11 protein-coding genes are annotated in these 12,261 nt (G+C 36.0%); 7 read left to right on the forward strand and 4 right to left on the reverse strand.

Features of this window, described 5'->3' with window-relative positions; genetic code table 11:
• Positions 1-9: 9 nt before the first annotated feature.
• Positions 10-1,239, forward strand: a complete 1,230-nt coding sequence (locus RCJ95_RS07890) for an MFS transporter (RefSeq protein ID WP_221681445.1) — start codon at positions 10-12, stop codon at positions 1,237-1,239.
• Positions 1,240-1,555: 316 nt separating this feature from the next.
• On the forward strand, positions 1,556-2,419 hold the full coding sequence (locus RCJ95_RS07895) for a MurR/RpiR family transcriptional regulator (RefSeq protein ID WP_274770474.1): 864 nt from the start codon (positions 1,556-1,558) through the stop codon (positions 2,417-2,419).
• 110 nt (positions 2,420-2,529) lie between these two features.
• On the opposite strand, the gene RCJ95_RS07900 is transcribed toward RCJ95_RS07895, so the two are convergent.
• Positions 2,530-3,360, reverse strand: coding sequence for a GNAT family N-acetyltransferase (locus RCJ95_RS07900; RefSeq protein WP_255601421.1), 831 nt, complete (start codon positions 3,358-3,360; stop codon positions 2,530-2,532).
• Between the two features lie 437 nt (positions 3,361-3,797).
• On the opposite strand from RCJ95_RS07900, the gene RCJ95_RS07905 reads away from it, so the two are divergent.
• Positions 3,798-4,724 (forward strand): manganese-dependent inorganic pyrophosphatase, encoded by a 927-nt coding sequence (locus RCJ95_RS07905; protein WP_221681439.1) that lies wholly within the window; start codon positions 3,798-3,800, stop codon positions 4,722-4,724.
• A gap of 38 nt (positions 4,725-4,762) precedes the next feature.
• Here RCJ95_RS07905 and RCJ95_RS07910 read toward each other — a convergent pair whose 3' ends face one another.
• A complete protein-coding gene (locus RCJ95_RS07910) occupies positions 4,763-6,142 on the reverse strand; it encodes an FAD-dependent oxidoreductase (RefSeq protein WP_221681437.1) in 1,380 nt (459 codons plus the stop codon).
• Between the two features lie 125 nt (positions 6,143-6,267).
• Here RCJ95_RS07910 and RCJ95_RS07915 point away from each other — a divergent pair, with 125 nt between their 5' ends.
• From RCJ95_RS07915 to RCJ95_RS07925, 3 genes are all read left to right on the forward strand, one after another.
• Positions 6,268-6,975, forward strand: coding sequence for a DsbA family oxidoreductase (locus RCJ95_RS07915; RefSeq protein WP_446722104.1), 708 nt, complete (start codon positions 6,268-6,270; stop codon positions 6,973-6,975).
• Positions 6,976-7,153: 178 nt separating this feature from the next.
• Entirely contained in the window at positions 7,154-7,780 is a 627-nt protein-coding gene (locus RCJ95_RS07920; protein WP_048394231.1) for an FMN-dependent NADH-azoreductase, read from the forward strand.
• A gap of 303 nt (positions 7,781-8,083) precedes the next feature.
• Entirely contained in the window at positions 8,084-10,444 is a 2,361-nt protein-coding gene (locus tag RCJ95_RS07925) for a bifunctional 2',3'-cyclic-nucleotide 2'-phosphodiesterase/3'-nucleotidase (RefSeq protein ID WP_446722105.1), read from the forward strand.
• Between the two features lie 31 nt (positions 10,445-10,475).
• Here RCJ95_RS07925 and RCJ95_RS07930 read toward each other — a convergent pair whose 3' ends face one another.
• Both RCJ95_RS07930 and RCJ95_RS07935 read right to left on the reverse strand, forming a co-directional pair.
• Entirely contained in the window at positions 10,476-10,841 is a 366-nt protein-coding gene (locus RCJ95_RS07930) for a DUF2500 domain-containing protein (protein WP_221681431.1), read from the reverse strand.
• Positions 10,842-10,875: 34 nt separating this feature from the next.
• On the reverse strand, positions 10,876-11,403 hold the full coding sequence (locus RCJ95_RS07935; protein ID WP_221681429.1) for a YceI family protein: 528 nt from the start codon (positions 11,401-11,403) through the stop codon (positions 10,876-10,878).
• 359 nt (positions 11,404-11,762) lie between these two features.
• Here RCJ95_RS07935 and RCJ95_RS07940 point away from each other — a divergent pair, with 359 nt between their 5' ends.
• Positions 11,763-12,068, forward strand: coding sequence for a winged helix-turn-helix transcriptional regulator (locus tag RCJ95_RS07940; RefSeq protein WP_004231981.1), 306 nt, complete (start codon positions 11,763-11,765; stop codon positions 12,066-12,068).
• Positions 12,069-12,261 lie beyond the last annotated feature (193 nt).

Below are 12,261 nucleotides of genomic sequence, written 5' to 3' on the forward strand. Positions count from 1 at the left end.
GTGGTTAGAATGACAATAAATACAGCAGTAACAAAGAAACCTCAGCAATCCATTTCCAGAAATAAGTTATTGGGTGTAGCGGGGGTTGGGTGGCTCTTCGATGCAATGGACGTTGGTATACTATCCTTTGTCATTGCAGCATTGGCCGCTGAGTGGGGACTATCACCAAGTCAATCGGGTTGGATTGGTAGTATAAATTCTATCGGGATGGCTGTAGGAGCTCTCTTTTTCGGTGTCTTTGCTGATAAAGTAGGTCGCAAGCAAATATTTATGTGGACACTTGTCCTTTTTTCTATTGCAAGTGGTTTGTCCGCTTTTACAACAACATTAACTGCATTTTTAATTTTACGCTTTTTAGTAGGGATGGGGCTAGGAGGAGAATTGCCTGTAGCTTCAACACTTGTATCTGAAAGTGTGGCTGCCAAAGAAAGAGGTCGTGTGGTTGTGTTACTTGAAAGCTTTTGGGCAGCAGGTTGGTTAATAGCGGCACTTATTTCGTATTTTATTATTCCCACATGGGGCTGGCGAGTAGCCCTTATACTAACAGCACTTCCAGCGTTTTATGCTATTTATCTTCGTTGGCATTTGCCTGATTCACCTCAATTTACGGTGAAGGAAGAAGCGAAAAAACGGAGCATTGGTCAAAATATGAAAGAGGTTTGGTCAAAAAAGTATGCTCGTTCTACATTTATGCTGTGGCTATTATGGTTTACGGTTGTATTTTCGTATTATGGCATGTTTTTATGGTTGCCAAGTGTGATGGTAGGGAAGGGCTTTGACATGATCACAAGCTTTAAATATGTTTTGATCATGACTTTAGCTCAATTACCAGGTTACTTTACAGCTGCTTGGTTTATAGAAAAGTTCGGGCGTAAATTTGTCCTTGTTTCCTATCTAATTGGTACTGCAGCGAGTGCTTATATTTTTGGAAATGCAGATACTTTAGCCGTATTGCTAACTTCAGGGATGTTTTTATCTTTCTTTAACTTGGGGGCTTGGGGAGCATTATATGCTTATACACCCGAACAATATCCATCGGTTATTCGTGGAACAGGTGCTGGTATGGCAGCAGCGGTTGGACGAATTGGTGGTATTTTTGGGCCGTTGCTCGTTGGGTTTTTATTAACGGCAGGCTATGATATAGGTTTTATCTTTGCCATTTTCTGTGGGGCAATTATTATCGGTGTTGTAGGGGTCATCTTCCTTGGTAAGGAAACGAAGCAGCTTGAATTAGAATAATATGAAACAGAATGTCCTGGATCAGAGAATTGATCTAGGACATTTTTGTCTAATTTCGCTTAAAAAATACATAAAAATGAGCATTTATTAATTTTTATTCGATTTTACTGATTTATTTGTTAAAATGACAAATCAATATAAAATGGTTAAAGAGTAAATTAAATTGTTTTATTAGCAGGTTAATGCGATGAAGATTTTTCAGAAAAGTCATTGTATTCAAATTGTAATCGTGATACTGTATTTTTAATCGAATTTTGAGTCAGTAGGAAACAATCTCCCGTTCGTGATAAGGTCATTGAAAGAAAGGTTGTTAGGAATGAGTATTCATGAGGATATAAAGAAAAGGTTTGTAAGGCTGTCAAAGGGCCAGCGTAAAGTAGCGCAATTTGTAATGGATAATCCCACAACAGTGATTGCTAATGGAGCTGCAGAGGTTGGCAGATTGGCTAATGTAAGTGAATCAACTGTGATTCGATTTTGTTATGCTATGGATTTGTCAGGGTATGTAGAACTGCAAGAGGAAGTTAGAGGCTTTATTATGTCTCAAGATGTAGGTGCAAATCTACAGCCTACATATACTAAGAAGCTGACTAATACTAGCTTTGGTAAGGTGATGCAACGAGATAGCCAAAATATTCAAGAAACAATTCATTTGATCAACGATCAGCAGATCCAAAACTGCTCAAAATGGATGCATGAAGCAGATAATATCTATATTCTAGGTACTCGTTACAATGCATCTGTTGCAAATTGGTTATCTAATACATTGAAAACACTTCGTGCTAATATTAAGCAGCTTCGTTTAGACTCAGATGATTTAGTGAATCAAATAAACAGTATGGGCGAACATACGACTTTAATTGTACTATCTTTTGATAAACAGATTGCGGATATTAAAACGATTGTTGAAATTGCAAAGGTAAAGAAAGTAAAAATTATTGCCATTACTGGTTCTGCATTTTCGCCTATGCGAGAATATGCCAGTGCATTATTTACCCTCGGCACTAAAAATCATTCTTCTCTAGACATTGCCCCAGTCTTGATTTCATTTTTGCATGCGTTGATAGAGGAAATGATAAACCAGGATAAAGACCACTATGAAAAATATCAGCAATTGTATGAGCAAGTAGAAAGTAATGTATTATTCTTAGATGCTGTTAGAGAAAAGCAGGTTTTTTAATGTTAATACGCATAGATAGTTTGTTGAAACACACTATCTATGCGTATTTTTTTGAAATTTTCTATATAAAAAGATGTCCAAATAGTATTTAGACATCTAGGAAAAGTGAATTATAGAATTTTACTTAAGCTATATTCATTAATAAAAGTATCATTTAATTTAATGGCATTTTTTCGAATGCCCTCCTGATGAAATCCTAGCTTTGTAAAGAGGTGTAAAGCTACATTGTTATGCTCCATAACAGATAACTCTAAACGGGAAATATCATGTTGTTTCGACCAACTTTCAACAGCTTTCATCAGTGCGGAGCCGATACCTTTTTGTTGATGCTCTGCTTTCACAGCTAAACGAATAGAGGCAACATGTCTAGCTTTTGATTGTTTATATCCATGAATAACCGCATAACCTGCAAAAATTCCGTTGAGTACACAAAGTAGTATAGTACGGTTTTTTAATTGCTTCCAATAGGTTAAATTTTTACGAAGTTGTTGGACAGTGAGATCTAGCTCGTTTTGAACATTATACATGAAGTCAGTTTCTTGAAAAATCTCCTCTTGTAAATGAATAAATGATCTAGCATCAGATGCTTCAATCCCTCGTATTATGTATGCAGATGAATTCTCCTCACTATTAGAAGTGTTGTTTTCAGTAGACTTCATTTGCGTACGTGAGAAAGATACACTAGAACCTAGTTTAACATCAGTGACATAATAGCCTGCATTTGTCCATGATAAATAATGTGAGAGAGGGGGCTTAGTTTTTTTCCACCAGCTTTTATTTAAGTAGGCAGCGTTCGGTAATGCTTGTCCCATAATGTTTTCTAATTCACTAAAGGATAAAGTAATTTCTTGTTGTAAAGCTACATCAAAATAGTTAGCTAAAGGAATGTACTTTTTTTCTATCTTCTTCGTCATCGTAATCCCCATTTCCTGAATATCCAAAAATATAGACTACCTGATGATAGCATAAAATTATGATGACTTAAATATGAAAACCCAACTAAATATCTATATAAACTAATTATTTTATAAAAAAGAGGCATTTTTACTATTGAATGTTAAAAATAGGTTGGTAAAAATAGAGAATTTTATAGAAGTAATTAGACCTATTAAAAGTATACATAGCAACTGAAGCTAGTTATAATATAGATATTTTATTTGAAAAGTATGGATTTAGAGCGCTGCCATTATATTTGCATATTAAATTTGAATAATACAGTAGGGCGCCATGAGCACTGTTTGTTATACCGAGAGTGAGGGTCAGTGGCAAATAAGCTGAGGCGAAATTGTTCCAAAGTTTCACTTTATCACTTGTCAGGCTATAAGGTATGATAAAATAAAATATAAATGTAAGTGCTATTTTAGGAGGAATTAATTCAATGAGTAAAGTATTAGTTTTTGGACATAAAAACCCAGATACAGACACAATCACGTCTGCAATTGTATATGCCTATTTAAAACAGCAAATTGGTGAAGAAGCTGAGGCGGTCCGTCTTGGAGATGTTAATAATGAGACCCAATTTGCATTGGATAAATTTGGCTTTGAAGCGCCTCGTTTAATTTCTTCTGTTGCTGGTGAAGTGGACAAGGTAATCCTTGTTGACCACAATGAATTCCAGCAATCAGCTGACGGCATTGAGGAAGTACAAATTACAGAGGTTATCGACCATCACCGTATTGCAAACTTCCAAACAGCCGATCCATTATACTATCGTGCCGAGCCAGTAGGTTGTACAGCTACAATTTTAAACAAAATATTTAATGAAAACGAAGTAGCGATACCAGCCAATATTGCCGGTTTAATGTTATCTGCAATTGTTTCAGATACATTATTATTCAAATCACCGACTTGCACAGAGCAAGATGTAAAAGCTGGTGAAGAGCTAGCAAAAATTGCTGGTGTGGAAATTGCAGAGTATGGCTTGGCAATGCTAAAAGCAGGTGCTGATTTATCTGATAAATCATTAGAAGATTTATTATCATTAGATGCAAAAGAGTTTCAATTTGGTGAGTACAAATCTGTTGTAGCTCAAGTTAATGCAGTTGATGTTAACGATGTGCTTAATCGTCAAGAGGAGTTAGAAATACTACTTAATAAAAATGTTGCAGAAAATGGCTTAGATCTATTCTTCTTCGTTGTGACTGACATTTTGAATAATGATTCTACAGCTGTTGCAATTGGGCAAGTAGCAGAAGCGGCAGCAAAAGGATTCGGTGCTGAACTTGTCAACAATCGTGTTGTATTACCAGGTGTTGTTTCTCGTAAGAAACAAATTGTACCAGTATTAACAGAAGCACTAAAATAAAGATAGGAAAGAGGTTGTCTATTAAGACAACCTCTTTTTTAATCGAGTTTTAATGGTTGTACTGCAGGGCCTTCAAGTACCTCACCCTTAGCGTTAAAACGGGAACCATGGCAAGGACAATCCCATGTTTCATCAGCTTCATTCCATTTCGTTTTGCAGCCTAAATGAGTACAGGTTGGAGCAGTGGCATTCCTCATATACCCAGCTATATATTCCTTGGCAACAAAGCCTCCTACTTTCAGCATTTGCATGAATTGGGCACCGAATTTAGTACGTGATGGTGAATAAAGAGCGATAGCACCCTCTTCGATCTTTGAGCCTGTTAAAAGAGACGATAAGATATCACCAGCGACAAAGGAATTGGAAATTCCCCATTTTCGATAGCCAGTGGCAATTAGTACGTTAGGTAAGGAGTTTGTAATTCTTCCAACATAAGGGACAATATCAGGTGTTTCTATATCCTGGGCTGACCATCGATAGAGTGGCTGTTGTTCAAAATGCTCCTTCATTTCATTAGAAATGGCCTCATAATATGGCTCAGTATGAACGGTCTCGCCAGCAATGTGATTCGCCCCTCCTAATACTAAATAATTTTCCTGATTAATCGTGGCAGTACGTATCGAACGAGAAGGAAAATCTACTGATAAATATTGACCTTGCATAGTCTCAGAGGTTTTGCTTGCAACCATATAGGAGCGACTATTGGATAATTTAAAAAGTTTAAGTCCTTTAAATGCTTCGATGGGATAATGTGAACATAAAATAAGTTTATTATATTGAACCGACATATTTTTTTCGGTATATAAGTTATTTTGTGGTATGTTTAACTGCTGAACACGAGTATTTGCATAAAGTTTGGCGCCCATCTTCTGTGCCTCTTTCGTAAGGAAATTACTTACTTCAACAGGATTTATTTGTGCTTGTTGTGTCATACATAAAGCCTTTGTAATAGGGAATGGGAGCTCTGTGTCAGAGGTAAGGTTAGACTGAATGTTTAAAACCTTATAGGCATTCCATTCTTTTAATAATTGTGCATAGCCTTCTTTTGTTTGACAGTATAACAGTGAATCCACTGAACGAACGCTGTCTAGTGGAAGTATTTGTCTAGCTTTATCAATGGCTTGTTGATTCAGTTGATAATAAAGCTGTGCCTCTTCTAAAGATAATTTTTCTAAAAGATTTGCATATACAATACTATGCTGGGCTGTTAATTTTCCTGTTGAATGCCCTGTCGTACCGTGACCAAAATGGGTATTTGCTTCAAGAAGAACTACATCCACACCTGCTTTTGCTAAAGTATAGGCAGTATATAAACCAGTTAAGCCACCACCGATTATACATACATCGCATGTTGTTGAGGAAGAAAGAGAAGATAAAGAGACTGACTCAGTTGTAGCAAGCCAAAGAGATTGTGTCATATAGAAACCTCACATCGTTTTTGTGTTCAGTATGTAGAAGAACTTGAAAATTTATGCAGTGAGGCATTAAAATTGCCTTGTGATTTCAACTATCGCTACAATGTAGCAAAAGGAGTGAGTAAGAAATGAAAATTGAAATTTGGTCTGACTATGTATGCCCATTTTGTTATATTGGTAAAAAACAATTAGAGAAAGCGATTGAGGATACTGGCTATTCTGGGCAGGTGGAGCTTGTCTATAAAAGCTATCAACTAGATCCAACTACTCCAATAGATTCGCATAGTACTGTCTATGAATCATTGGCAAAGAAATATGGAATGTCCTTAGAGAAGGCAAAGGAAATGACAATGGGTGTAACGGAACGTGCGAAAGAGGTAGGGCTAAACTATGATTTTAGCAATTTGATGGAAGAGAATACGCTAAAAGCACATCGGCTTGTAAAATGGGCTGAAAAACAGGGAGATGTTACAGCTCTAGTGGAGTTACTTTTACACAGTCATTTTATTGAAGGAAAGCGTATCGGTCAAGATGATGTTTTATTAGAGATAGCTGAGAAAGTAGGGCTAGAGCGTGAAGAAGTTGCTAAGGTTCTTGCCGATGATGTTTATAAAAATGAAGTAGAAGCGGATATTCAGGAAGGTCTCCAGCTTGGTGTGCGAGGGGTACCGTTCTTTGTTCTAAACCGTAAGTATGGTATTTCAGGTGCACAACCGCAGGAGGTATTTGAGGATACATTGCGTAAAGTTGCTGAAGAAGAGGGTTTACGACCATCGCTAAAGATTGCTGGCACAGGTGATGCGGGTATTTGTACAGACGATAACTGTAAATTTTAGCTTACTAGAGAGAGGAGTAAGGCTTTCAACTCCTCTTGTTAGAATGGATGAAAGATAGAATATTTCAGTCAAAAGTCTGAGGCAAGTAGCATTGACATTTTAGATGAAATTTTTTAAGATAAACACATATCTTGAATTCGAGATATTAGATTTTGAAATTTAAGGGAGATTTTATATAATGAACGTTTTAGTAGTAAAAGCTAACAACCGTCCAGACGGTATTTCAACAAAAATGTATGATACTTTCATGGAAAATGTGCAGGGTGCCAATGTAACAACTTTTGACGTATTTGCAGAAGATATGCCTTATTTTGGACAAGACCTTTTCAATGCTTTTGGTAAAGTACAAAATGGTGGAGAGTTAACAGACATTGAATCACGCCTATTAGCTGCAAAACAAAAAGCAATGGATGCATTAACTGCCGCTGATTTAGTTGTATTTGCATTCCCACTATGGAATTTAACAATTCCAGCACCTTTACAAACATTTATTGACTATGTATACCAAGCAGGATTCACATTCAAATATGGTGAAAATGGTCAATTAATTAGCTTAATGACTGACAAAAAAGCGATTATTTTAAATGCTCGTGGTGGCTACTATTCATCACCAGAAGCTCAACCAATGGAAATGTCAGTAAACTACATTAAAAACGTAGTAGGTGGCGTATTCGGGATGGAAGTTATTGAAGAAGTGATTATTGAAGGTCACAATGCTTCACCGGATAAAGCACAAGAAATTATTGCGAATGGCCTAGAAGAAGTGAAAAAGGTAGCTCAATCACTACAAACTGTGAATGCATAAAAATTATTTTTTAATAAAAGTCCTCTCCATTTTGAGAGGACTTTTTTTATTTTGTCAACAGATGTATGGTGTGGTATGGAGGTAGGACATATTGACAGTAACTAATTATTTAGAATTTACATTTACTAACATCCTATTTAATAGAAAAATGAAGAATGGTAGAAATCTATGATTTTGAGGGGAAGTAATTAACCATTCTTTTAAATATACATATAATTAGGACTATATATTCAGTAAAAATTAGAATGGTTTTAATATAATAGTATTTGTAGGAAAATACTAGATTATTAAGGAGGTTGTTGTATGTATAAGAAATTAATAACTAATTTCTTGACGACGTTACTAGTCCTTTTCGCGTTTATACCATTTGGAATTTCTGCTGATGCTGCTTCCAATGATGTAACACGCGCAGATTATGTAAAAGAATTAGTAGAAAATTTAGATGTAGAGATAGGTGACGGCTCTTCGCTTGCCTTTAAGGATGTCTCTAAGGATTTAGCACCTTATGTAGAAAAAGCTGTTCAATTAAAACTTATTAAAGGTAAAACAGCAACGACATTTGGTCCAGATGACAAATTAACACGTCAACAAGCATTTGTTATCTCTGCTCGCGGACTAGTTAGTGAAAACGCTTCCCTCACAATTTTAGAACAATTCAAGGATGCAGATCAAATTGCAGCGGCATATAAACAAGATTTAGCGAATGCTGTTGCTGCAAACATTTTACAAGCATTTGAGGATAATACTATTCGTCCTCATGACTATGTGACAAAGGAACAGATGGAGAGTATTGTGGAGCGCTTTGTAGCAGAATATAAAGCACCTTCAACTGACGTATCAGTTGATCTTCAGATTTTAGGGACAACAGATATTCATACCAATTTAGCTAATTACAATTACTATTTAGATGCTCCATCAGCAGAGCTTGGTTTGGCTAATACAGCCACACTAATTGAGCAAGCAAGAGCAAAAAATCCAAACACATTACTATTTGATAATGGCGATTTAATTCAAGGCACACCACTTGGCTCATATAAAGCCTTAGAAAGTGTTTTAAAGCCTGGTGAAGTTCATCCAGCAATTGCTGCACTCAATGCATTGAAATACGATGGTGGAACTTTAGGAAATCATGAATTTAACTATGGTCTAGACTTTTTAGATGAAGTGTTAAACGATGCAAAGTATCCAGTCGTAAATGCTAATACCTATGATGCAAAAACAAAAGAACGCATGTTTACACCTTATGTCATTCTTGATAAAGGAGTGGTAGATAGTTCAGGTGAAAAGCATACACTTAAAGTTGGTGTAACAGGGATTGTTCCAACGAAAATTGTTGAATGGGATGCCATTCATTTAGCAGGTAAAGTTGAAATGCAAGAGCCAGTAGAAGCTATAAAAGAAGTAGTACCAGAAATGCAAAAGGCTGGAGCAGACGTGATTGTCGTTCTGTCACATTCAGGTATCGGTGAAGATACTTATGTGAAGGGTGCTGAAAATGTTGGTTACCAATTAGCAGAAATTGATGGTATTGATGCTTTAATTACAGGACACTCTCATTTAACATTCCCTGGTGACTATAAGGATTTGAAAGATGTTGACCAAGAAAAGGGTACAATTCACGATGTTCCTACTGTTATGGCAGGTAGCTATGGTAGTCATCTTGGTGTAATTGATTTAAAACTAGAACAACAAGGATCTGAGTGGGTAGTGGTAGATGGTAAAGGTTCATTGCAATCGATCAAACAAGAAGGTTTACAACCATCCACAACGGTTTTAGAAGCTATTAAAGAGGCACATGATGGCACATTAACGTATATCCGTCAGCCTGTTGGAGAAACAACTGCACCAATCCATAGTTATTTTTCAATGGTGCAAGATGATCCATCCATTCAAATCGTAACACAAGCTCAAAAATGGTTTATCGAACAAGAGCTAAAGGGTACGGCTGATGAAAAGACACCAATTCTTTCGGCTGGGGCACCTTTCAAAGCAGGATCTCGTAATAATCCATTAGATTATACAAATATTCCTGTAGGACCACTTGCTATTAAAAATATGGCTGACATTTATCATTATGACAATACTGTTGCTACGATTAAAGTGACAGGCGCACAAGCAATCGAGTGGTTAGAGATGGCTGCTGGTATTTTTGCAACAATTGATCCGACTAAAACAGAAGAGCAAAATATTATCGATGCAGAAGCTCGTTCATATAACTTTGATGTGTTAGATGGCTTAACATATCAAATTGATGTCACATCGCCAGCAAAATATGACCGCCGCGGTAATCTTACTGATGAAAAGGCAAATCGAATTAAGAATGTACAATATAATGGTAAACCAATCGATTTGAAACAAGAGTTCATCATCATTACAAATAATTATCGTGTTGGTGGATCATATGGGGCGACATTTAAAAATGCTGACGGCTCTAACATAACAAACTATGCTTATGAAAATCGACAAGCTGTTGTAGATTATATTATGGCGAATAAAACAATTAACCCAGCTGCGGATAATAACTGGTCATTTGTATCGTTCCCAGCCAATACAAAGGTTATCTACCTATCTGCAAAAGATGCACAAAAGTTCATTCCAGTAGGTAGTGGTATTGAATATTTAGAAGATACAGAAGCTGGATTTGCTAAATATTTAATTAAATAAAAGAATAGGAAAAGGAGAGTAACGATAATCGCTACTCTCCTTTTTTATGTCTGTTGAATGAATGATACCGTGTACCTTGATAGGTTAAAATGCCAAGATCACCTTCTACAAGCTGACCATAATCGTAGCCATTCATCTTTAGTTCATGCCGTTCACCGTTTTGCTCTTCAAACGTAACGTAATAGGACGTAGATGCCCCAGTATTGTTAGATCCCCCACGTATATTCGTACGCTTTGTCACAACCTTAGCGGGTACTGTTAAAATTGGTGAACGGTTGTTTTTAGACCAAGTGATAATACCGTTTACAATCATAAAGGCTATGCTCCCAAAAACAATAAAGAAGATGATGGTAATAAAAGCGGAGCCAAATAAAAAACCATTATCAAACCAAAACATAAATTCCTCCCTTTCTTTAAAGTAGAAACAATACTTAAAGAGGATTTAATTCAAGATCTACTATCACGTCTATTTCATCGCTAATCAATACACCGCCTGTTTCTAAAAAGGTATTGTAGACTAGATTAAAATCACGACGATCAATTTGGGCTTTAGCTTGGAAGCCAAAAACTTCTTGTGCCCACGGATTCACACCTTTTCCTGTATATACTGTTGTAAATACGATAGGTCTTGTTATGCTTTTGATGGTTAAATCACCATGAATAGCAAAATTTTTATCATCAAGTTTATCAATATATGTAGAGGTAAATACTATTTTGGGATAGACGTCTGCATCAAAAAAGTCAGGAGACACAAGGTGGACATCGCGATCATGATTCTTGGTGGATACACTAGCCACTGTAATCGTGATAGAAATGTTTGCATCCTGCATTTGTTCGATATTGGATGCAACTATTTCACCGCTGTACGATTCAAACGTACCATGAATCCGAGAAATCATCATATGTCTTACGGAAAACCCGATTGTTGAATGACTGAAATCGATAGTATATTTTTTCATTTGAAAACCTCCTAAAACAGCATTCTACAACGAATGATAAAGTAAACAAATCGCATATTCAATGAGTTTTTTATAAATGTGGAAGTATTTCCCTCTATAAAAGTGTAATCTGTGAACATGAAACAAAACATATTTAAAATGGAATAGGCATATTATTGGAAATATGTGCGTTTTATTAGGATAGCGTTTAGTCTAAGAAATTTTATGTACCCTTGTTAGATATGACAAACCTTGAAATTATAAGTTACTATTTGTAATTAAATATATAAAAGTTAATAGATTATTTTACGTAAATAAGTTACTTCAAATTTACATTTAGAGCATTAATCGTTACAATAGGTACATAGAGGTGAAAAATTATGAATGAGACAACTTTGTGTCCTCGTTTAGCTAAAGCAATGGATTTAATTGGAAAACGATGGACGGGGTTAATATTATATCAATTACTAGATGGACCACAGCGCTTTAATGAAATCGAATCTGCACTACCTGTCAGTGGACGTTTATTATCAGAACGTTTAAAGGAGCTTGAAAAAGAGGGACTTGTTGAACGTAAAGTATATTCAGAAGTACCGGTACGCGTTGAGTATTCATTAACAGATAAAGGTCAGGCACTTGAAGGTGCTATTCGTAATATCGAAACATGGGCAAGTAGTTGGCTCTAAGGTGAATAGATTATTTTACTAGATAATACAATGAAATAGTGTGCTAAAAACGACACTTGGAATGACTGTCAATTTTCTTTATAATATTCATCATCTCTGCACAGGTCTTACCTGTCTTTTAACTATGAGATAAAAATACCCTTCATTTTACTTGTCAAATTGGGGTTGTAAATCCATACTGGTGTAGAGTAAG

This window comes from Lysinibacillus sp. BSL11, from assembly GCF_052928325.1.